Source organism: Kitasatospora sp. NPDC032757, from assembly GCF_055579305.1.
The window spans coordinates 58,308-78,829 of the sequence record NZ_JBVINN010000033.1 but is presented as its reverse complement, the minus strand read 5'-3'; the positions used below and the strand labels follow the sequence as shown (position 1 = coordinate 78,829).

Below are 20,522 nucleotides of genomic sequence, written 5' to 3'. Positions count from 1 at the left end.
GTGCCGCGGACGGCGGGCTCAGCCCATCTCCTCCAGGGCGCGGCCCTTGGTCTCCTTGATGCAGAAGACCACGAAGGGGATGGAGAGCAGCGCGAAGACCGCGTAGATCACGTACGTCGCCGACAAGTTCCAGTCGGCGAGGTCGGGGAAGCTGACGGTGATCGCCCAGTTGGCGATCCACTGGGCCGAGGCGGCCACGGACAGGGCGAGCGCCCGGATCCGGTTGGGGAACATCTCGCCGAGCAGGACCCAGACCACCACGCCCCAGGAGAAGGCGAAGCAGAACACGAAGACGTGCGCGGCGACCAGGGCGACGGTGGCGTGGGCGTTGTCCAGGGTGGCGGTGTCACCGGTGCCTTGCCGGTAGGAGAACGCCCAGGCGGCGGTGCCCAGCGAGAGCGCCATGCCGGCCGAGCCGGCCAGCGCGAGCGGCTTGCGGCCGATCCGGTCGACCAGCACCATCGCGACCACCGTGCCGATCACGTTGACGATCGAGGTGGAGAGGCTGATCAGCAGCGAGTCGGCCTCGTTGATGCCGACGGACTGCCAGAGGAACGAGGAGTAGTAGAAGATCACGTTGATGCCGACGAACTGCTGGAACACCGAGGCGCCGATCCCGACCCAGACGATCGGCAGCAGCCCGAACCGGCCGCCCAGCAGGTCCTTGGCGCGCGGCTTGTGCGTGGACTCCAGCACGGCGCGGATCTCGGCGACCCGGGCGTCGAGGTCCACCCCCTCGCCCTCCACATCCAGCAGCACCTCGCGGGCCTGCGCCTCGCGGTGGTCGGCGATCAGGTAGCGCGGGGACTCCGGGATCGCCAGCGCCATCAGCCCGTAGACCAGGGCCGGGATGGTCTCCACGCCGAGCATCCACTGCCAGGCCTGGATGCCGCCGAGGTGGCCGGTGGACTCGCCGCCGGCGGCCTGGTTGAGCGCCCAGTTGGCGAGCTGCGAGACGGTGATGCCGAGCACGATCGCCATCTGCTGGAAGGAGGCGAGCCGGCCGCGGTAGGCGGTCGGCGCGACCTCGGCGATGTAGGTCGGCGCGATGACCGAGGCGATGCCGATCGCGACCCCGCCGACCACCCGCCAGGTGGCCAGCACCTGGATGGTCGGCGGGAACATCGAGCCGATGCCGCTGATCGCGAACAGCACGGCGGCCAGCAGCATGGTCCGGACCCGGCCCAGGTGGTCGGCGAGCCGGCCGGCGGCCACCGCGCCGGCCGCCGAGCCGAGCAGCGCGATGGCCACCACGAAGGCCGTCTCGCCGTTGCCCACCCCGAAGTGCTTCTGGATGCCGGTCACCGCGCCGTTGATCACCGCGCTGTCGTAGCCGAACAGGAAGCCGCCCATCGCGGCGGCCGCGGAGATGAAGACGACGTGCCCGAGGTGCGCCTCACCGGCGGCCGGATGGGTGTGGGTTGTGGACACGCACGCTCCCCGAGTGGACGGGCCCGCCGGCACGGCCGAATGGGCAGGACTCGCCTCACATTCGATCAGCGGCCGCGGTGGCCCGCCCGGCACCGGGGCCCGAACGGGTGACTTTGCGTCAGTGTCGCGACCCCGTACGGCGGGCGTTGCGCCGGAGCAGCTGGGCGCGGACGCCCGCGTCCAGGCCGTGCCCGCGCTCGGCGAGCCGGTCCGCGAGGGCGTACTGCTCGTCGGCGGGCTTCTTGTCGTCGTACTTGAACTTGGCCCGCACCTCGCGGACCGCCAGCCGCAGCCCGCGCAGACCCGGAAGGAGCGGGCCGAACGGGCGCTCGCCGGGGGCGACCCGGGTGTCCGGCGTCTCCGGCTGGAAGTGCGCCAGCTGCCGGTTGAGGATCTCCGCCTTGCCGGCCGCGTCCTCGACGACCGAGGCCGTGCAGTGGAAGTGCACCGAGGCGTAGTAGCTGGTCGGCGTGCCCGGCTCGCCGCGCCAGTGACCGGGGGCGAAGGCGTAGTCGTCGGTCACCGCCAGGGTGACCGCGGGGTCGGCGCGGACGGCGGCGAGCAGGGGGTTGGGCGCGGCGAGGTGGAGCAGGATCTCGCCGGCCTCCGCGTCCAGCAGGAAGTGGGTGGGGACCAGCACCGGGCCCTCGCCGGCGCGGCCGTTGGCGGCGAGCAGACCGAAGTCGCGCCCCTCGGCGAGCCAGGCCTGCCACTCGGCCTCGTCGCCCCGGTCCCAGGACCTGATCAGCATCGCCGGGCCCCCGTCACCCGGTGAAGTCGCGCAGGTGCGCGGGGAGCGGCACGGTGGTGGACTCGTGCGGCTCGGGCGTGCCGTAGACCGTGGTCACCGGCACCACACCGGCCCAGTGCGGGAGGCCGCGGTCCTCCTCGTCGTCGTCGGCGCCGTCGGCCCGGGTCTTGGCGGAGACCTCGTCCAGGACGAGGCGGATGACGGCGGTGGCGGCCAGCTCCCTGGCGTTGGCCGGGCGGACCTCGGCGGAGCGGCCGGGGACGGTCTGGTCGACCAGCGCGTCCAGTGCGACCGACAGCTCCTCGGGGTCGGTCACCTGGTGGGCGGTGCCGTGGGCGACCACCGAGCGGAAGTTGATCGAGTGGTTGAACGCGGACTTGGTCAGCACCAGGCCGTCGACCAGGGTGACGGTGACGCAGACCGGAAGCCCCTCGTCGCCCTTGGCGCCGCGCAGTGGCCGGCTGCCGGTGGAGCCGTGGACGTACAGGCGGTCGCCGACCCGGGCGTAGATGGTCGGAAGCACGACGGGGGCGCCGTCGGCTATGAATCCGAGGTGGCAGAGGTAGCCGCTGTCCAGAATGGCGTGAATCGCGTCCTGCTCCCAGGTCGCGCGGTCCTTGTAGCGGGTCGGGGTGGTGCGCGGGGTGCGGGAGTAGGACGCAGCGCTGCCTGACATGACAACCTCTATGTACTAGTGCATAATCTCTTTTGTGCTAGGAGACTATCCGATCAAGGGGCGGCGCGCCAGCGAAATCGCGGCCGACGTCGAACAGGGCGTCAGTGCCGGACGACTCGCGCCCGGCACCCCGCTGCCCCCGCTGCGCGACCTGGCCGCCGAACTCGGCGTCAACCCCAACACCGTCGCCGCCGCCTACCGGCTCCTCCGCGACCGGGGCGTCATCGAGACCGCCGGCCGCAAGGGCAGTCGGATCCGCCCGCGGCCCGCGACCACCCCGCGCGACCAGATCCGGATGCCCGTCCCGCCGCACGCCCGGGACCTCTCCAACGGCAACCCCGACCCGGCGCAGCTGCCCGACCTCACCCCGGCCCTCGCCGCGGCCGCCGAGGCCGCCCGCCGCGACCCGGTGCGCTACGGCCGCGCCTCCGCCGACCCCGGACTGCTCGCACTGGCCTCCGAGGGCTTCCGCGCAGACGGCCTGCCCGCCGGGCCGGTCGCCATCGCCTCCGGCTCGCTCGACACCATCGAACGGATCCTCGCCACCCGGCTGCGCCCCGGCGACGTCGTCGCGGTCGAGGACCCGGGCTGGGGGAGCCTGTTGGACCTGCTGCCGGCACTCGGGCTGCGCGCCGCCCCGGTGCGGCTGGACGACGACGGCCCGCTGCCCGACGCGCTCGCCCGGGTGCTGGCGGACGGCGCCCGCGCGGTGGTCGTCACCAGCCGGGCGCAGAACCCGACCGGCGCCGTGCTCACCGCCGAGCGGGCGCGGGAGCTGCGCGCCGTGCTGGCCGAGCACCCCGGCGTCCTGCTGATCGAGGACGACCACGGCCACGGCATCGTCGACCAGCCGTACCATCCGCTGGCCGGCGCCGGGTCGGAGCACTGGGCGGTGGTGCGCTCGGCGGCCAAGGCGTACGGGCCGGACCTGCGGCTCTCGGTCGCGGTCGGGGACGCGGAGACCATCGGGCGGGTGCTGGGCCGCCAGCGGCTCGGCGCCGGCTGGGTCAGCCACCTGCTGCAGTGCACCGTCGCCGAACTGTGGCGCACCGACGCCGCGCCGGTCTCGCGGGTGGCCGCCGCCTACGGGGCCCGGCGTGGCGCACTGCTCGGCGAGCTGGCCGCGCGCGGCATCGAGGCGCACGGTGCGAGCGGGCTCAACGTCTGGGTGCCGGTGCCGGACGAGACCACCGTGCTGGCTGCACTGGTGCAGCGTGGCTGGGTCGCGGCGCCCGGCGCGCGCTTCCGCCTGGACTCCCCGCCCGGCCTGCGGATCACCGTCGCGGAGCTGGACCCCGCCGACGCGCGGCGGCTGGCCGACGACCTGGCGGCCGTGCTGGGAACGGACGGTGCCGTCTCGCGACCGATCTGAACCGACCGGTAACACAGCGAGAAACCTGGTGCAGATACCTAGCGGTAACAAGTGCGGGCGTGTCATGTTCATCGCGCCACCGGCCGGCGGCCCGCCCTCACCTACGCGTCTCCCCGCCCCCACAGCGCGGGCGAGACCGACCGCAGGAGTTCCGCCGTGCCCGAAAGCTGTTCGAGCATCACTCGCAGAACCACCCGCACCACCCGACTGACCCGATTCGCCCGCCGGCTGCTCGCCGCCGGGCTCACCCTCCCGCTCGGCGCGGCCGGCCTGCTGGCCGTGGCCGCCGCACCCGCCCGGGCCGCCGCCGGGACGGGGACGACCGCCAGCGTGACCCTCGGCGACAGCTACATCTCCGGCGAGGCCGGCCGCTGGAAGGGCAACTCCGTTGTCACCAGCGGCAACCGGGCCGGGACCGACCGGGCCTGGACCGGCAGCGCGTACGACCCGAGCCGGGTGTACGGCGCGACCGCGGCGAGCGGGTGCGACCGCTCGGACGTCGCCGAGGTCCGCAGTGCGCCCTCGGTGGCGCAGACCCAGATCAACCTGGCCTGCTCCGGCGCCGTCGCCGCCAACGTCTACCGCGCCGCCAACGGCGGCCAGTCGTTCAAGGGCGAGGCCCCGCAGGCCGACCAACTCGCCACCGTGGCCGGCCAGTACAACGTCAAGCTGATCACCCTCTCGATCGGCGGCAACGACCTCGGCTTCGCCGACGTGATCACCACCTGCGTCTCGGACTACCTCGTCTGGTACTCCTACTGCAACGACGACCAGCAGTCCGCGATCGACTCCCGGATGCCCGCCGCGATGGCCGGTGTCGGCAAGGCGCTGGACGAGATCCGGGCGGTGATGTCGAACGCCGGCTACAAGTCGGGCGACTACCGGATCGTGCTGCAGTCCTACCCCTCGCCGATCCCGCGCAGCGCCGAGATGCGCTACCCCGAGAGCGGCTGGAGCCGCTCCGACACCGGCGGCTGCCCGTTCTGGAACGGGGACGCCGACTGGGCGCGGGACTCGCTCGTCCCGCAGATCTCCCGGGCGCTGGCAGGCGTCGCCGCCGCGAAGGGCGCGCAGTTCCTGGACCTCGCCGACATGCTGCAGGGGCGTGAGGTGTGTGCGACGTCCGCCCGCCAGGCGACCTCGACCACGGCGCCGTCCGCCACCACCAGCGAGTGGGCGCGGTTCGTCGACGGCGGGCTCAGCTCCTCGCAGGGCGTCATCCAGGAGTCGATGCACCCGAACTACTACGGGCAGCAGGCCCTCGGGCAGTGCCTCACCCTGCTGTACGCGCGGCCCAGCGGTGACTACGCGTGCCGCAACACCGCGGGGAAGGACGCGAGCGGGATGTACCTGACCGCGAAGTAGCGGCCGGGGACGGGCCGGTGCCCCTGCCGGGATCGGCAGGGGCACCGGTCGGCTGGGTTGTTGCTGGGTTGTTGCTGGGGTCGTGCTCGGGTCGTGCCGGGGTCAGGGCCGGGGCCGGGGGGCTGGGCGGGTCCGGCGGCCGTCAGCCCTTGGCCAGCAGGGCCTGGGCGTGCGCCCGGACCTGATCCTTCGTCAAGTAGGCGTCGGTGTACTCGAAGTCGCGGAGCCGGGCGGGCTGGCGGGCCAGGAAGCCGGTCCGGACGAAGTCGTCGCCGGCGGTGGCGTTGAGCAGCCAGTTGGCGCCGACCCGGAACTTGGCCGCATTGGTGCGCATCGCCATCAGGTGGTAGCCGCGTGCCACCAGCTGGGCGGGGACGCCGCGCAGCTCGACACCGACCGGCTTGGAGACCGCGTCCTTGCCGCCGAGGTCCACCACCAGGCCCAAGTCCTTGTGGTAGTAGGGCTCCAGAGGCTGGTTGCGCAGCGCGGCGATCACGTTGTTCGCCACCGCCCTGCCCTGGCGGGCCGAGTGCTGGGCGGTCGGCGGGCAGACCGCGCCGTCACCCTTGGCGAGGTCCGGTACCGCGGCCGCGTCGCCGAGCGCGAAGACGCCCTCGAACTGCGGGACCCGCATCTCGGCGGTCACCGCGATCCGGCCGCGGACGGTCTCCGCGTCCAGGGTGGCGATCAGCGGGCTGGCCGCGACCCCCGCCGTCCAGATCAGGGTGCGGCTGGGGAGCACCCGGCCGTCGGTGAACTTGACCGACTCGGCACCGACTTCGGCCACCGAGACGCCGAGCGAGACGTCGATGCCGCGCCCGCGCAGCACCTCCAGGGCCGCGGTGCCGAGGGCGTCACCCAGTTCGGGCATCAGCTTCGGGGCGATGTCGATCAGGTGCCACTTGATCTGCCGGGAGTCCAGCCGCGGGTAGCGCTGGGCGGCCGCGGTCGTCAGACGCTGGAGGCAGGCGGCCGTCTCGGTGCCCGCGTAGCCGCCGCCGACCACCACGAACTGGAGCCGCGACTCGCGCTCCTTCTGGTCCAGGGTGGCCGAGGCGAGGTCGAGTTGGGCGATCACGTGGTCGCGGACGTAGGTCGCCTCGGCGAGCGTCTTCATGCCGCGCGCGTAGTCGGTGAGGCCCGGGATGTCGAAGGTGCGGGTCACGCTGCCGGGGGCGAGCACCAGGTAGTCGTACTTCTGCGCGACCACCTCGTCGGTGATCTTGCGGACCACGCAGACCTTGGAGCGCGGGTCCACGCCGATCGCGCCGCCCGGGACGATGTGGGTACGGCGCAGCGACCGGCGGAGCGAGACCGCGACCGACTGCGGGGTGAGCACCCCGGCCGCGACGTGCGGGAGCAGCGGAAGATAGAGCTGATAGCTGAACGGCGTGACCAGCGAGATCTCCGCCTCGGAGGGCGAGAGCTTGCGTTCGAGGCGGCGAGCGCACTCCAGTCCGGCGAAGCCGCCGCCCACGATCAGGATCCGAGATCGTTCCATCGCTCATCCTTACAGTGCAGGTCGTACCGCGCTGGGTCCGAGGCCACTACTGCCCGCCACACTCGCACGGCGCAGGGCGGGGTGCCACCGGGGCGGCGCGGATGGTGGAGACGGGGGTGGTGGGGCCTTCGGGGGTCGGGTGGGGTCGGGGCGGGCCGGTCGGTCCGGGTCGGTCCGGGGCGTCCGGCCGGTGCGGGTCGGACGGTGCGGGGCTCGGGGCCTCCGGGCGGTGGGGCGGCGCGGTGGCCGGAGGTGGGCTGGGAGAGCCCGGGCCGTGCATATGCCCGATAGGCTGTCCGGCGTGCTCCCCGAGGTGACGGCGGTCCGTTATGTGACCCCACTGCGAGAAGGCGGCTCGATGCCGGGCCTGGTCGAGGCCGACGACCGGCGGCTGTACGCGCTGAAATGGGTCGGCGCGGCGCAGGGCCGCAAGGCGCTGGTGGCGGAGGTGCTGGCGGGCGAGCTCGGCCGCCGGCTCGGCCTGCCGGTGCCGGAGCTGGTCACCGTCGACCTCGATCCGGTGCTCGCCCGCAGCGAGCCGGACCAGCAGGTCCAGGACCAGATGCGCGCCAGTGGTGGTCTCAACCTGGGCATGGCCTTCGTCAGCGGCGCGCTCAACTTCGACCCGGTCTGCTTCGACGTGGACGCCGGACTGGCCGGGCAGGTGCTCTGGTTCGACGCGCTGATCGGCAATGTGGACCGCTCCTGGCGCAACCCCAACCTGCTGGTCGCCACCGGCGGCCTGCGACTGATCGACCACGGCGCCAGCCTGATCTTCCATCACCACTGGCCCGGCGCCGCCGGGTGGGTCCGCCGTCCCTACGACGCCTCCGACCATGCGCTGCTGCGGGCCGAACCGGACCTGGTGGCGGCGGACAAGGCGCTCGCCCCGCTCGCGGAGGCGGCGATCGAGGCGGCGGTGGCGCAGATCCCCGACGTCTGGCTCGCGGACGAACCGGGCTTCGACTCGCCCGAGGCGGTGCGCGCCGCGTACCGCGCCCAGCTGACCGAGCGACTGGCCGGTCCGCGCGACTGGCTGCCGGAGGTGTCCGCATGACCGAGCCCGTGCTGCCGGCTGCCCTGCCGGCCGTCGCCGAGCTGCACGACTACGAGTACGCGGTGGTCCGGGCGGTGCCCCGGGTGGAGCGTGGCGAGTGCATCAACGTCGGCGTGCTGCTGTACTGCCGGCAGAGCGCGCACCTGGCGGCGCGGACCCACCTGGACCAGGCCCGGCTGCTGGCGCTGGACCCGGTGGCGGACGTCGCCGGAGTGCGGCGCGCGTTGCACGGGATCGAGGCGGTCTGCGCGGGCGGGCCGCCGGCCGGCCCGGCGGCGTCGGACAGCCCCGGGCAGCGGTTCCGCTGGCTGACGGCGCCGCGCAGCGCGGTCGTCCAGCCGGGGCCGGTGCACACCGGGCTGACCGCGGACCCGGAGGCCGAGCTGCGGCGGCTCTTCGACCAGTTGGTGCTCTGAGGCACGGCCCGGACAGCCGGACCGAGGACCTTTGCCGTGGTCAAAGCTTGAGTTGCTGAAGCACTCGGCCGTACGCTGACTCCATGGGTTCGACAGCGACGACGACCGTACCGACCAACGCCGAGCTGATGGAGGCGTTGGCCGCCGTCGGCGCCGCCTACTTCCAGGACTTCGCTGCTGCGGCGGCCCGGCACGGGCTCTCCTCCTCGCAGGCGAAGGCGCTCGGCGCGGTGCAGGAGCCGGTGCCGATGCGGGCGCTGGCCGGGCGGCTCGGCTGTGACGCCTCCAATGTGACCGGGATCGTCGACCGGCTGGAGTCGCTGGGCCTGGCCAACCGTGAGGCGGCGGCCGGTGACCGGCGGGTCAAGATCGTCGTGATCACCGGGCAGGGCCGGGAGATCCTGGGCCTGATCCGCGCCGAGATGAGCCGCACCCACCAGGCCTTCGAGGCGATGACGGACGAGCAGCGGGTGTCGCTGCACTCGATCTGTTCCCAGGTGCTGCCGGTGCTGACCGGCCGGGCCGCCGGCGCGCAGTAGACCGGGCCTCAGCGCGGCCCGGAGTCGCGCAGCCTGGGCCGCGCGGCCCGGGGGCCCGGTGTGGGGCCGGGAATCCGGGAGTGCGAGCTCGGGGCGCTGGTGGACGGGCTGGCCTCCGGGGCGGGCGACTGGCTCCGGCCCGCCCCGGCGTGGCCGTCGATGCGGCTGCGGCCGGGCCTGGCCGTCGGGGCTGCCGGCGGGCAGGGGCGCGGGAGGCAGCCGTGCGCGCGTCGCGGCCGTCCACCCGGTCCGGCGGCGTTCCGCCTGACCTCGGCTGTTAGGCTTGCGAAGCGTGAGCGCGAAGCCCCAGATCCCCAATGTCCTGGCCTCCCGGTACGCCTCGGCGACCCTGGCCCAGCTCTGGTCCCCCGAGCACAAGGTGGTCCTCGAGCGCCACCTGTGGCTCGCCGTCCTGAAGGCCCAGCAGGACCTCGGCGTCGAGGTGCCCGCGGGCGCCGTCGCCGACTACGAGCGGGTGATCGACCAGGTCGACCTCGGCTCGATCGCCGCCCGTGAGCGGGTCACCCGCCACGACGTGAAGGCCCGGATCGAGGAGTTCAGCGAGCTCGCCGGCCACGAGCAGATCCACAAGGGCATGACCTCCCGGGATCTGACCGAGAACGTCGAGCAGCTCCAGATCCGCCAGTCGCTGGCGCACGTGCGCGACCGCACGGTCGCCGTGCTGGTGCGCCTGGGCCGGCTCTCCGCCCAGTACACCGAGCTGGTCATGGCCGGCCGCTCGCACAACGTCGCCGCGCAGGCGACCACGCTGGGCAAGCGCTTCGCGACCGTCGCCGACGAGCTGCTGGTCGCCTTCCGCCGCCTGGAGGAGCTGATCGCCCGCTACCCGCTGCGCGGGATCAAGGGCCCGGTCGGCACCGCCCAGGACATGCTGGACCTGCTCGGCGGCGACACCGACAAGCTCGCCGAGCTGGAGAGCCGGGTGGCCGGCCACCTGGGCTTCGACAACGTGCTCACCTCCGTCGGCCAGGTCTACCCGCGCTCGCTGGACTTCGAGGTGCTGACCGCGCTCGTCCAGCTCTCCGCCGCGCCGTCCAGCCTGGCCAAGACGATCCGCCTGATGGCCGGCCACGAGCTGGTCACCGAGGGGTTCAAGGAGGGCCAGGTCGGCTCCTCCGCGATGCCGCACAAGATGAACACCCGCTCCTGCGAGCGCGTCAACGGCCTGGCCGTCATCCTGCGCGGCTACGCGTCGATGACCGCCGAGCTGGGCGGCGACCAGTGGAACGAGGGCGACGTCTCCTGCTCCGTGGTCCGCCGGGTCGCGCTGCCGGACGCGTTCTTCGCCTTCGACGGTCTGCTGGAGACCTTCCTGACCGTCCTCGACGAGTTCGGTGCCTTCCCCGCCGTGATCGAGGCCGAGCTCGACCGCTACCTGCCGTTCCTGGCCACCACCAAGGTGCTGATGGGCGCGGTGCGCGCGGGCGTCGGCCGCGAGACCGGGCACGAGGTCATCAAGGAGCACGCCGTCGCCTCGGCGCTGGCGATGCGGGCCGGCGCCCGGGAGAACGAGCTGCTGGACCGGCTCGCCGCCGACGAGCGGATGCCGCTGGACCGGGCCGCGCTGGATGCGCTGCTGGCCGACCGGCTCTCCTTCACCGGCGCTGCTGGTGCACAGGTCGCCGAGGTCGTCCGCCAGGTCGAGGCCGTTGCGGCCACCTACCCGGAGGCCGCCAAGTACGCGCCCGGCGACATCCTCTGACGGTTTATCAGACGATTTCCCTGACGATTTCCCAGACGTACGAGGGCTCCGCCACCGGTCAGGTGGCGGGGCCCTCGGGCGTTTCGGGGGCCCGCGGGGCGTCCGCCCCGGCGGCGAGGTGGCCCGGGTCGAGCGGCGGGGCGTTGGTGGCGCAGGAGTAGTGGCAGTCCGGCTCGGCCACCGGGTGGTCCTCGCCGGCCAGGACGTTGCCCCGGACGGTCGTGAACGCGGTGAGCCCGCCCGTGACCAGCAGCCCGGCGCAGATCAGCATCGCCGTCCGGAAGGCGGAGTCCACGGAGGAGGGCACCTGGTAGGCGTCGCCGCTGAGCCCGGCCAGTGCGGGCAGCGCGGCGACCGCGAGCAGGCCGGCCGCGCGGGCGGCGGCGTTGTTGACGCCGCTGGCGATGCCCGCGTGCCGGACCTCCACCGCCGCCAGCACGGTCGCGGTCAGCGGTGCCACCAGCAGCACCATCCCGCAGCCCATCACGGTGACGGCCGGCAGCACGTCCGTCCAGTACGAGGCCCCCGGGCCGATCCGCAGCATCAGCATCACGCCGGCCGCGCAGATCAGCGGGCCCACGGTGAGCGGCACCCGTGGGCCGATCCGCTTGCCCAGCCGGCCGGCCCGGGCGGAGAGCGCCAGCATCAGCACGGTGATCGGCACCAGGGCCAGCCCGGAGACGAGCGGCGAGAAGCCCGAGACGATCTGCAACTGCACGACCAGCAGGAAGAACACCCCGCTGAAGGCGGCGTAGACGCAGAGGGTGACCAGGTTCACCGCGGTGAACAGCCGGGAGGAGAAGAGGCCGAGCGGCAGCATCGGCTCCGGGGTGCGGCGCTCGACCACGACGAAGGCCGCGCCCAGCAGCAGCCCGGCCGCGCCGGTCAGCCAGACCCCGGGGGTCAGCCCGTCGCCGGCCGCGGTCAGGGCGTAGGTGACGGAGCCGAGCGCCAGCGCGGCCAGCGCCGCGCCGAGCACGTCGAACCGGCCGGTCGCGCTCTCGTCCCGGCTCTCCGGCACGTGCCGGGACGCCACGGCCACGACCACCGCGGCCAGCGGAATGTTCAGCAGGAAGATCCACCGCCAGCCGGGGCCGTCCACCAGCCAGCCGCCGACGAAGGGGCCGACCGCGGCCGACACCCCGCCCAGGCCCGACCAGAGGCCGACCGCCGTCGAGCGGTCGTCCGGGTGGTAGACGGCCTGAAGCATCGCCAGCGAGCCGGGCGTGAGCAGCGCCCCGCCGATGCCCTGGACCGCGCGGGCGGCGATCAGCACCTCGATGGTGGGCGCGGCGGCGCAGGCCGCCGAGGCGACGGCGAACCAGATGACGCCGAGCAGGAAGATCCGGCGCCGGCCGTAGCGGTCCCCGAGCGCGCCGCCGAGCAGGATCAGCCCGGCCAGGGTGAGCAGATAGGCGTTCAGAGTCCACTGCAGTGCGGCGAGCGGGGCCCCGAGATCGGTGCCGATCCGGGGCAGGGCGACGTTCACGACCGTGCCGTCGAGCATCGCCATGCTGGAGCCGAGCACCGTCGCCAGTAGTACCCAGCGGCCCTGCGCGGTGCCCAGGCGCAGGGTGCCGGCCTCGGAGTTGGTCACGGCCCGATCGTCCGCCCCGGGGGGCCGACGTGACAAGGGTCACCGGGGGTGTGTCGGTGAATGGCTTTCCGTAGGTGATCGCATGCGGACGGACACCGAAATCGGCGGAGCGTCGTGGATCAGTGGCGCGCGGTGAATCGATTGTGCACGTACTGTGCAGCCGATCATTCGGAGTGTCACCGTCATCCCGACTTTTGTTGCCCGTTCAAGAGATCGACATTGCTTCACCCGATCGGATGGGCTTTAGTTCAGCGACCGCCCGGCGTTGGCCCGGGTGGCCACCGGGTGGAACGCCTAGTCCTGCCGCTGCCCGGTGGTACGAACTGAACTCTGTACGGCAGGAGCGGGGGACCCAAAGGTAAGTCGCCGGACCGGAATTCACGGTCCGGCTTGGGGTGAAGCCGCGCATGCGGCCGGGCAACTCCAGCCCGAACCCGACAGCTCACCTCGCAGGCGTCGGAGAGGAAATTCCCCATGCCCGCACAGGCTCGTCGTATCGCCCTGCCCCGCGCCGCCCGCATCGGTATCGCCACCGCCGTCACCGGCGCCGCGTTCGCCCTTCCGCTGGTGACCACGATCAGCGCCCAGGCCCACACCGCCCCGGCCGCGAAGCCCGCGCAGACCAGCACCTGGACCGGCGCCACCAGCGTCGACGCCGCTCCGGCCGCCGCTGCTCCGGCCGCCGCCGCTCCGGCTGCCGCCGAGGCCGCCAAGCCGGCCGCCGCCCCGGTCGAGGAGAGCTACAAGGTCGTCGGCGGGGACACCCTGTCGAAGATCGCCAACGCCAAGCACGTCGACGGTGGCTGGCAGGCGCTGTACGACCACAACCGCTCGGTCGTCGGCTCCAACCCGAACCTGATCTTCCCGGGCCAGAAGCTCGCGCTGGGCGCCAAGGCCGCCGCCGCTCCGGCCGCCGCCGAGGCCGCCAAGCCGGCCGCCCCCGCCAAGCCCGCCTCGCAGGACTCGGCGAAGCCGGCCGCCCACGCCGCCGCCCCGAAGCCGGTCCAGGCCGCCAAGCCCGCGCAGGCCCCGGCCGTCAAGCCCGCGCAGGCCCCGGCCGTCAAGCCGGCGCCCGCCGCCGCCAAGCCGGCCGCCCCGGCCACCACCCCGGCCCCGGCCGCGGTGGCCAGCACCTCCGGCTACGTCGCCCCCGTCGCCAACCCGAAGCTCGGCACCGCCTACGGCGTGGCCGGCTCGATGTGGGCCTCCGGCCACCACACCGGTGCCGACTTCGTCGCCTCCACCGGCACCCCGCTGCGCGCCATCGCGGCCGGCACCGTGGTGAAGGCCGGCAACGGCGGCGCCTACGGCAACGAGGTCGAGATCAAGCTCGCCGACGGCAAGTACGCCCAGTACGCGCACCTGTCCTCGATCGGCGTGAAGATCGGTCAGACCGTCACCGCCGGCCAGCAGATCGGCCTCTCCGGTGCGACCGGCAACGTGACCGGCCCGCACCTGCACTTCGAGATCCGCACCGGCTCGGAGTACGGCTCGGACATCGACCCGATCGCCTACCTGCGGGCGCACGGCGTCTCCATCTGACCTTCGGGCAGAGACCACCGCAGGGTGCGGGGCGTACGACCTCCCGGGATGGTCATGTCGGGTGACCGCTCGACCGGGTGATCGCCGCACCACCGGCGGAACAACGGGCGCGGGACACGCCCAGGCCGGCCCGGCTCGCGAAGCTACTTCGCGGGCCGGGCCGGCCGTTGTCGTTTTCCGGGGAGCTTCCTCGACCGATGCTCGACCCGGTTCACGCCGCCTCGCTCGGGTCTCGCCGCTCGGTTCTCGACCGGGTTCTCGACGCGCTTCACGCCCCGGTTCTCGGCCGGGGGGCGGTCCGGTGGCGTTCGGTGGCGGGTCCGGCTTCCGGCCCGGTGCCGGGGGCCCGGGTCGGCCCGTACGCCGGTTCGCGATGCCCGCCCGCCCGGTCAGAACCGGTGGGCGGGCAGTCCGCTGTGGGCGGCGGTCAGCAGCTGGTGCACCCGGTGGCCGAACTCGTCGGCGTCGCGGGCCGGTTCGGGGAAGACCAGGCGGACGTCGCGGTGGCCGTGCGGGTGGTCGAGGCGGAGCACCAGGCCGTACCGGTCGAGCGCGAGGGGGCGGATCTCCGGGCGGCCGGCGAGGAGTCGGGGGTCGATCAGCCGGGTGAGCACGGCGAGCGCGTCGCGGTGGTCGTCGGCGAGGTGGGTGAGCAGGCCGGCCTCGTACGGGGCGAGCGGGTCGGGCGCGGCGAGGGCGAGATTGGCGCCGGTGAGCGCACTGGTGCCGTACGGGGTGGCGAGGACGGCGTGGGCGACGTCCAGGCGGAGGTGGACGCTGATGCCGTCGTCGGCGAGGTGGGCGAGGTGGAGCCGGCCGGCGAGGGTGAGGCGGCCGCGGACCCGGTCGCGCACGGCGACCGGGGCGACATCGGTGAGGTCCAGGACGACGGCGAGACCGTCCGGTTCGCGGGTCACGGCGAGGGTGAGCGGCGAGTCGAGCGGTGCGCTCAGGCGCAGCCGGGAGCCGTGCACCGCGACCGGGGTGTCGAGGTCGTGATGCTCGCCGCAGGCGCGGACCACCACCGAGGAGGTGGCGCCGAGCAGGCTGCAGACCCGTTCGGCGGCGGTGGGCTCGGACACCTCGACGTCGGTGGGGCTGGGGCTCATGACGACCTCCGGATGAGTTAGGTAAGCCTAACCTAATGAGTTTGCCGGACGGGGGCAAGATGGCCGGGGCGACTGTGGGTTGAATGTGCATGCGGGTATAGGCCGCGCTTGCAAGTATCAGGCGAGCGGTCGTATTGTCGACGCTGGTAGTTGCACGCACAACGTTCTCTGTCTGCTCCGGAAAGCGGTTCCCTCATGCCCCTCGCGCTCCTGGCGCTGGCGATCAGTGCCTTCGGCATCGGTACCACCGAGTTCGTGATCATGGGCCTGCTGCCCGAGGTCGCCGGCGACTTCTCGGTCTCCATCCCCACCGCCGGCCTGCTCATCTCCGGCTACGCGCTCGGCGTGGTGGTCGGCGGGCCGCTGCTCACCGTCCTCGGCACGCGCATTCCCCGCAAGGGGATGCTGCTGATGCTGATGGGCCTGTTCATCGCCGGCAACCTGGTCTCCGCCGTCGCCCCCGCCTTCGGGCTGCTGCTCGTCGGCCGGGTGCTCGCGGCCTTCGCGCACGGCGCCTTCTTCGGCATCGGTTCGGTGGTCGCCGCCGACCTGGTCGCCCCGCACAAGCGGGCCGGCGCCATCGCCCTGATGTTCACCGGGCTCACCGCCGCCAACGTGCTCGGCGTCCCGATGGGCACCCTTCTCGGCCAGCACTTCGGCTGGCGCTCCACCTTCTACGTCGTCGCGGCGCTCGGTGTGATCGGCTTCACCGGGATCGCCGCGCTGGTGCCCGTCCAGCCACGCGCCGCGGACACCCGGCTCGGCCCCGAGCTGGCCGTCTTCCGCAAGCCGCAGATCTGGCTCGCGCTCGGCATGACGGTGCTCGGCTGGGGTGGCATCTTCGCGATGTTCACCTACATCACGCCGATGATGACCGAGATGGCGGGCTTCGCCGACTCCAGCGTCACCTGGCTGCTCTTCCTGTTCGGCGTCGGCCTCTTCGTCGGCAACCTGCTCGGCGGCTGGTTCGCCGACCGCGCACTGATGCGCAGCCTGTACGTGATCCTCGCGGTGCTGGCGGTGCTGCTCTTCGCCTTCACCTTCGCCGCGCACAGCAAAGTGGGCGCGATCGCGGCCATCCCGCTGATCGGGGTCTTCGGCTTCGCGACCGTCGCGCCGTTGCAGAAGCGGGTGATGGACCAGGCCGCGGGCGCGCCCACGCTGGCCTCGGCCGCCAACATCGCGGCCTTCAACCTGGGCAACGCGCTCGCCGCCTGGCTCGGCGGGCTGGTGATCTCGGCCGGGCTCGGCTACGACGCGCCGAACTGGGTGGGCGGACTGATGGCCGCCCTCGCCCTGGGCATCGCGCTGTTCTCCGGTGCGCTGGAGCGCAGGGCCGGCGGCCGCGGCGGGGCCGGCGGCGTGGACACCGGCGGCGTCGGTCTCGGCGTTGGTGGCAAGGTCGTGGCGCGCGGGGGCACGGCGGCCGAGGAGACGGTCACCGCGGGGCGGTGATCCGGTGCGTGGTAGCACGGCGTGGGGTGGCCCGTGAGCGCTGACCCGTGGCCCGGGTGACCCGTGACCCGTGACCGGGTGGTCCGGTGAGGGGTGCTCCGGTGGGTGGTGCGGAAGGGCCCGGACGGTCGGTCGTCCGGGCCCTTCGCGGGTGTGGCCGGTCAGCCGATCACGGCCTGCGCGTCGATCTCGACCAGCATCGGCTCCTGCGGCAGCTCGACGAAGATCGTGGTGCGACAGGGCTTCACCCCGCCCGGCTTGATGTTCTCCTCGATGAACTCGGCGTAGACCTCGTTCATCAGCGGGAAGTCGGCCCGCTTGGTGAGGTAGACGCGGAACATCACCACGTCCTCGACGGTGGCGCCGCCGGCCTCGACGATCGCCTTGACGTTCTCCAGCGTCCGGCGCGTCTGCGCTTTCACGTCGCCGTGGAACAGGTACTCGCCCGTGGCCGGGTCCTGCGGGCCCTGGCCGGAGACCTGGAGGATCGGGCCCTTGCGGACACCCTGGGAGAACATCCAGGCCGGGGCGGGGGCGCCGTCCGTGCGGATCTCGGTCTTCTGGATGGAGTCGCTCATGAGCTTCCTCTGGTCGGGGGCGGGCGGTCAGCCGGCCGGGGGTGTCTGCCCGCAGTCGGCGGAGATGGCGCGGGTGGTGGCGAGCAGTTGCGGCAGCAGTTCCAGCACCTGTTCGTAGGGGAGGACGACGTCCGGGACGGAGATCGAGGCGGCCGCGACGACACGTCCGCCGGCATCCCGGATCGGGGCGGCCACGCAGTTGATGAACGCCTCGTGCTCGGCGTGGTCCTGCGCCCAGCCCTGGGCGGCGACCTTCTCCAGCTCGGCCATCAGGGCCTCGGGGGTGGTCAGCGTCCGGGTGGTGTGCGGGGTGAAGTCGATGCCCGCCACCACGCGGCGCCGCTCGGCAGCCGGCAGGTCGGCCAGCAGCACCTTGGACACGGCCGCGCTGTGCAGGGCCGCGCGCAGGCCGATCCGGGAGTACATCCGCACCGGGTGGCGCGAGTCGTACTTGTCGATGTAGACGACCTCGCCGCCCTCATAGGCGGCCAGGTGCACGGTCTGGCCGGTGGCGGCGTTCAGCTCGGCCAGGTGCGGGGCGGCGATCCGGCGGACGCCGCGCTGCTCCAGGGCGAGCCCGGAGAGTGCGAAGAGGCCGGCGCCCAGGTGGTAGCGGTAGGCCGGGTCGCGGTAGACGAATCGTTCCTCTTCGAGGCTCTGGAGCAGCCGCAGCACCGTGGTCTTGTGCACGCCGAGCACCTCGGCGAGCTGGTCCAGGGAACGCTCGCCCTCGCCGAGCTCGGCGAGGATGCGCAGGGCGCGGGTGACGGTCTGGCTCATGGGGCTCCAAGGGCCGGGGAAGGGGCCGGTAGCGGGTCTGTGGCCGGCCCGGGGCGTGCGGCTGCCCCCGCGCTCGTCGGCAGGACGGGCGACACGATGCCGTCCGCCGACACGCGGGTCGCCGCCCAGTCCGCGGCGGAGGCGGCCAGCAGAGCATCGACCGCGGGCGCCGGCGGCAGCTCGGCCTGGTCGCCGTGGGCGGTCAGCGCACAGGCGGCGCTGAGGTGGCCGAGCCGCAGTCGGCGGCGCTGGTCCAGGCCGCGCACGGTGCCTGCCAGGTAGCCCGCCGCGAAGGCGTCACCCGCTCCGGTGGCCTCGACCACCTCGACGGCGAGGGCCGGCTCGGTGACGGCCGTACCGTCCCGGTCCAGCGCGGTGACCAGCCGGGCGGCGTCCTTCACCACCACGGTCGCCGGGGAGGGGAAGCGGCGGCGCAGCGCCCGCGGGTCGCCGGTGCCGAAGGCGGCCTCGGCCTCGTCGGCGCCGAGCAGCAGCACGTCGGCGGCGTCCAGCAGTGGCGGCAGTACGGCCGGGTCGCGGTCGCGCCAGAGGGCGGGGCGCCAGTTGAGGTCGAAGCTGACCAGCCGGCCCGGCCGGCGATCGGCGAGCAGGGCGCGCAGCAGGGACAGGCAGTCGTCGGAGAGGGCGGCGGTGATGCCGGACAGGTGCAGCAGGCGGGCGCCGGCCAGCAGCCGGGCGGCAGCCGGGTCGGCCAGCAGGGCGGGCGAGAGCGTGGCGGCGGCCGAGCCGCGGCGGTGGTAGTGCAGGCGGCTGCGCCCGGGCCCGAGGTCGTGGCGGCTGCCGGTGGTGCCGCCGACCTCCTTGAGGTACAGCCCGGTCGGGCGGTGCCGGTCCACGGAGACCGCGGAGACGTCCACCCCGCGGGCGGCGACCTCGGTGAGCAGGCGGCGCCCGAAGCCGTCGTCGCCGACCCGGCTGATCCAGGCGCTCGGCACTCCGAGCGCGGCCAGCGCGCCAGCCACGTTGGACTCGGCGCCGCCGACCGCGAGACGGAAGTGCTCCACCGACTCCAGCGGGCCCGGCCGGTCCGGCAGCAGCACCGCCATCGACTCGCCCACGCAGACCGCCGTCGGAGACGTCGGCCGCGGGGTGCCCGAGCTCGCGGCGGGATCCTGTCGGGGCATCAGCTGGGCTCCTCGCGTGCTGCGGCGGCCGTTCCGTTGACCTTGGTCCGGCGCCGATGCTAGAACCGTGCTGCCAGCATGTGCAACCCTCGTTGCACATGTTGCAACACGGTAGATGGAGGAAGACGGTGGACCAGACCTTCGCAGGCACCTTCGCAAGCACCGGCACCGGGCCGGCGATCGACACCGGCAAGGTGGCGGCCCTCGCCGACGAGGTGCTCGACTGGCGCTTCAAGGCGCTGCCGCCCGCCGCCTCGGGCCTCAGTGCCCGTGACTACCTCGCCACCGGGCCCACCCTCGCCGGGCTCGGCACCCCGCTGCTCACCCTCGACGGGGCCGCCGTCGACCACAACGTGCGGACCATGGCCGACTGGTGTGCCAAGGCCGGCGTCGCGCTCGCCCCGCACGGCAAGACCACCATGGCGCCCGCGCTCTGGCAGGCGCAGCTCGACGCGGGCAGCCACGGCATCACGCTCGCCAACCTGCCGCAGGTCAGGGTCGCGCGGGCCTTCGGCGTACAGCGGATCCTGCTCGCCAACACCCTGCTCGACCCGGCCGGGCTCGGCTGGCTCGCCGCCGAACTGGCCGCCGACCCCTCGTTCGCCTTCGTCTCCTGGGTCGACTCCACCGAGAGCGTCCGGCTGATGGACGAGGCGCTGCGGGCGGCCGGCGCCGATCGCCCGGTCGAGGTGCTGGTCGAACTCGGCGGCCCCGGCGGGCGCACCGGCACCCGCGGCGTCGACGCGGCGGTCGAGGTCGCCGCCGCCGTGCTGCGCGCACCCACCCTGCGGCTGGCCGGCATCGGCGGGTACGAGGGCGCACTGGCCCACGACGCCGGTGCGGACGGGCTGGCCACCGTCCGGGGCTACCTGCGGGACCTCGCCGAGCTGCACGCTCGGCTCTCCACCGCATACGACGACGCCGCCGCGCCGCTGGTCACCGCCGGTGGCAGCGCCTACTTCGACCTGGTGGTCGAGGAGTTGAACGCCCTCCCGGAGGCCTTCGTGGTGCTCCGCTCGGGCGCGTACATCGCCCACGACGACGGCTTCTACCGCGGGATCTCGCCGCTCGTCCGGGGCGCCGGCGACACGCCGTTCCGCGGCGCGCTGCACGGCTGGGCCCGGGTGGTCTCCCGGCCGGAGCCCCAACTCGCCCTGCTGGACGCCGGCAAGCGAGACCTGCCGTTCGACGAGGGCATGCCCGAGCCGCAGCTGGTCCGGGGCGGGGCTGATCTGACCGGCACGACGGCGAGGATCACCGCGCTCAACGACCAGCACGCCTTCCTGCGCGACGCCGGCGATCTCGCCCCGGTCGGCGCCGTGCTGCGGCTCGGCATCTCGCACCCGTGCACCGCCTTCGACAGGTGGACGCTGATTCCGGTGCTGGACGACGCCTCCGCGCCGGAGCCGAAGGTCACGGGCCTGGTCAGGACCTTCTTCTGATGGCTGCGGGCCGGACGCGTGGCGGTCCGGTGCTTGGTGGTCC

The 20,522-nt window shown here is 73.6% G+C and carries 18 protein-coding genes and 1 riboswitch; of the genes, 9 read left to right on the top strand and 9 right to left on the bottom strand.

The annotated features are described in order from the left end of the window. Window positions 1-18 precede the first annotated feature (18 nt). The 3 genes from ACZ5WK_RS29220 to ACZ5WK_RS29210 all read right to left on the bottom strand — a co-directional run bounded on the left by ACZ5WK_RS29220 (window position 19) and on the right by ACZ5WK_RS29210 (window position 2,858). Complete coding sequence (locus ACZ5WK_RS29220; RefSeq protein WP_465551689.1) at window positions 19-1,431, bottom strand: sugar porter family MFS transporter; 1,413 nt, start codon at window positions 1,429-1,431, stop codon at window positions 19-21. Window positions 1,432-1,549: 118 nt separating this feature from the next. Next, complete coding sequence (locus tag ACZ5WK_RS29215) at window positions 1,550-2,182, bottom strand: FMN-binding negative transcriptional regulator (RefSeq protein ID WP_396322576.1); 633 nt, start codon at window positions 2,180-2,182, stop codon at window positions 1,550-1,552. Between the two features lie 13 nt (window positions 2,183-2,195). Continuing rightward, window positions 2,196-2,858 (bottom strand): pyridoxamine 5'-phosphate oxidase family protein, encoded by a 663-nt coding sequence (locus tag ACZ5WK_RS29210; protein WP_465551687.1) that lies wholly within the window; start codon window positions 2,856-2,858, stop codon window positions 2,196-2,198. A 34-nt stretch (window positions 2,859-2,892) separates the two neighbouring features. Between ACZ5WK_RS29210 and ACZ5WK_RS29205 the strand changes: the two genes are divergently transcribed. Next, the gene (locus tag ACZ5WK_RS29205; RefSeq protein ID WP_465551685.1) at window positions 2,893-4,230 is read left to right on the top strand and encodes an aminotransferase class I/II-fold pyridoxal phosphate-dependent enzyme; all 1,338 of its coding nucleotides are present in this window, start codon (window positions 2,893-2,895) and stop codon (window positions 4,228-4,230) included. Between the two features lie 156 nt (window positions 4,231-4,386). After that, complete coding sequence (locus ACZ5WK_RS29200) at window positions 4,387-5,595, top strand: GDSL-type esterase/lipase family protein (protein ID WP_465551683.1); 1,209 nt, start codon at window positions 4,387-4,389, stop codon at window positions 5,593-5,595. A gap of 142 nt (window positions 5,596-5,737) precedes the next feature. On the opposite strand, the gene ACZ5WK_RS29195 is transcribed toward ACZ5WK_RS29200, so the two are convergent. Further along, window positions 5,738-7,096 (bottom strand): NAD(P)/FAD-dependent oxidoreductase, encoded by a 1,359-nt coding sequence (locus ACZ5WK_RS29195; protein WP_465551681.1) that lies wholly within the window; start codon window positions 7,094-7,096, stop codon window positions 5,738-5,740. 301 nt (window positions 7,097-7,397) lie between these two features. Here ACZ5WK_RS29195 and ACZ5WK_RS29190 point away from each other — a divergent pair, with 301 nt between their 5' ends. The 4 genes from ACZ5WK_RS29190 (at window position 7,398) to purB (ending at window position 10,831) form a co-directional block, all read left to right on the top strand. Then, window positions 7,398-8,153 (top strand): HipA family kinase, encoded by a 756-nt coding sequence (locus ACZ5WK_RS29190; protein WP_465551679.1) that lies wholly within the window; start codon window positions 7,398-7,400, stop codon window positions 8,151-8,153. Beyond that, on the top strand, window positions 8,150-8,569 hold the full coding sequence (locus ACZ5WK_RS29185; RefSeq protein WP_465551677.1) for a DUF3037 domain-containing protein: 420 nt from the start codon (window positions 8,150-8,152) through the stop codon (window positions 8,567-8,569). The genes ACZ5WK_RS29190 and ACZ5WK_RS29185 overlap by 4 nt, the downstream gene beginning before the upstream one ends. 83 nt (window positions 8,570-8,652) lie before the next feature. Then, a complete protein-coding gene (locus ACZ5WK_RS29180) occupies window positions 8,653-9,108 on the top strand; it encodes a MarR family winged helix-turn-helix transcriptional regulator (RefSeq protein ID WP_396322569.1) in 456 nt (151 codons plus the stop codon). Window positions 9,109-9,400: 292 nt separating this feature from the next. Next, window positions 9,401-10,831 (top strand): adenylosuccinate lyase, encoded by a 1,431-nt coding sequence (purB, locus tag ACZ5WK_RS29175; RefSeq protein ID WP_465551674.1) that lies wholly within the window; start codon window positions 9,401-9,403, stop codon window positions 10,829-10,831. 58 nt (window positions 10,832-10,889) lie between these two features. Here the strand turns inward: purB and ACZ5WK_RS29170 are convergent, their stop codons facing one another. Beyond that, complete coding sequence (locus ACZ5WK_RS29170; protein ID WP_465551672.1) at window positions 10,890-12,428, bottom strand: MFS transporter; 1,539 nt, start codon at window positions 12,426-12,428, stop codon at window positions 10,890-10,892. Between the two features lie 311 nt (window positions 12,429-12,739). Then, a riboswitch (cyclic di-AMP (ydaO/yuaA leader) is annotated at window positions 12,740-12,899 on the top strand. Window positions 12,900-12,902: 3 nt separating this feature from the next. On the opposite strand from ACZ5WK_RS29170, the gene ACZ5WK_RS29165 reads away from it, so the two are divergent. Next, a complete protein-coding gene (locus ACZ5WK_RS29165) occupies window positions 12,903-13,970 on the top strand; it encodes a M23 family metallopeptidase (protein WP_465551670.1) in 1,068 nt (355 codons plus the stop codon). Window positions 13,971-14,359: 389 nt separating this feature from the next. On the opposite strand, the gene ACZ5WK_RS29160 is transcribed toward ACZ5WK_RS29165, so the two are convergent. Next, on the bottom strand, window positions 14,360-15,079 hold the full coding sequence (locus ACZ5WK_RS29160) for a DUF2470 domain-containing protein (RefSeq protein WP_465551668.1): 720 nt from the start codon (window positions 15,077-15,079) through the stop codon (window positions 14,360-14,362). A 195-nt stretch (window positions 15,080-15,274) separates the two neighbouring features. Between ACZ5WK_RS29160 and ACZ5WK_RS29155 the strand changes: the two genes are divergently transcribed. Continuing rightward, window positions 15,275-16,534: an MFS transporter gene (locus ACZ5WK_RS29155; protein WP_465551666.1), complete on the top strand. Its 1,260-nt coding sequence runs from the start codon at window positions 15,275-15,277 to the stop codon at window positions 16,532-16,534. A 161-nt stretch (window positions 16,535-16,695) separates the two neighbouring features. Here ACZ5WK_RS29155 and ACZ5WK_RS29150 read toward each other — a convergent pair whose 3' ends face one another. Genes ACZ5WK_RS29150 through ACZ5WK_RS29140 form a run of 3 tightly spaced genes read right to left on the bottom strand, consistent with a single transcriptional unit; the run spans window position 16,696 to window position 19,037 of the window. Beyond that, entirely contained in the window at window positions 16,696-17,112 is a 417-nt protein-coding gene (locus tag ACZ5WK_RS29150) for a RidA family protein (protein ID WP_465551664.1), read from the bottom strand. Window positions 17,113-17,139: 27 nt separating this feature from the next. Continuing rightward, the gene (locus ACZ5WK_RS29145; protein ID WP_465551662.1) at window positions 17,140-17,892 is read right to left on the bottom strand and encodes an IclR family transcriptional regulator; all 753 of its coding nucleotides are present in this window, start codon (window positions 17,890-17,892) and stop codon (window positions 17,140-17,142) included. After that, on the bottom strand, window positions 17,889-19,037 hold the full coding sequence (locus tag ACZ5WK_RS29140; protein ID WP_465551660.1) for a sugar kinase: 1,149 nt from the start codon (window positions 19,035-19,037) through the stop codon (window positions 17,889-17,891). Before ACZ5WK_RS29140 ends, ACZ5WK_RS29145 begins: the two co-directional genes overlap by 4 nt. Before the next feature lie 128 nt (window positions 19,038-19,165). Between ACZ5WK_RS29140 and ACZ5WK_RS29135 the strand changes: the two genes are divergently transcribed. After that, window positions 19,166-20,479: a type III PLP-dependent enzyme domain-containing protein gene (locus tag ACZ5WK_RS29135; protein ID WP_465551658.1), complete on the top strand. Its 1,314-nt coding sequence runs from the start codon at window positions 19,166-19,168 to the stop codon at window positions 20,477-20,479. Window positions 20,480-20,522 lie beyond the last annotated feature (43 nt).

What these genes read in the sequence shown, in the direction of transcription:
- ACZ5WK_RS29185 (WP_465551677.1), top strand. Translation starts at nt 8,150, where the DNA reads ATGACCGAGCCCGTGCTGCCGGCTGCCCTGCCGGCCGTCGCCGAGCTG.
- ACZ5WK_RS29150 (WP_465551664.1), bottom strand. Translation starts at nt 17,112, where the DNA reads ATGAGCGACTCCATCCAGAAGACCGAGATCCGCACGGACGGCGCCCCC.
- ACZ5WK_RS29195 (WP_465551681.1), bottom strand. Translation starts at nt 7,096, where the DNA reads ATGGAACGATCTCGGATCCTGATCGTGGGCGGCGGCTTCGCCGGACTG.
- ACZ5WK_RS29160 (WP_465551668.1), bottom strand. Translation starts at nt 15,079, where the DNA reads ATGAGCCCCAGCCCCACCGACGTCGAGGTGTCCGAGCCCACCGCCGCC.
- ACZ5WK_RS29215 (WP_396322576.1), bottom strand. Translation starts at nt 2,182, where the DNA reads ATGCTGATCAGGTCCTGGGACCGGGGCGACGAGGCCGAGTGGCAGGCC.
- ACZ5WK_RS29165 (WP_465551670.1), top strand. Translation starts at nt 12,903, where the DNA reads ATGCCCGCACAGGCTCGTCGTATCGCCCTGCCCCGCGCCGCCCGCATC.
- ACZ5WK_RS29155 (WP_465551666.1), top strand. Translation starts at nt 15,275, where the DNA reads ATGCCCCTCGCGCTCCTGGCGCTGGCGATCAGTGCCTTCGGCATCGGT.
- ACZ5WK_RS29140 (WP_465551660.1), bottom strand. Translation starts at nt 19,037, where the DNA reads ATGCCCCGACAGGATCCCGCCGCGAGCTCGGGCACCCCGCGGCCGACG.
- ACZ5WK_RS29145 (WP_465551662.1), bottom strand. Translation starts at nt 17,892, where the DNA reads ATGAGCCAGACCGTCACCCGCGCCCTGCGCATCCTCGCCGAGCTCGGC.
- ACZ5WK_RS29180 (WP_396322569.1), top strand. Translation starts at nt 8,653, where the DNA reads ATGGGTTCGACAGCGACGACGACCGTACCGACCAACGCCGAGCTGATG.
- ACZ5WK_RS29210 (WP_465551687.1), bottom strand. Translation starts at nt 2,858, where the DNA reads ATGTCAGGCAGCGCTGCGTCCTACTCCCGCACCCCGCGCACCACCCCG.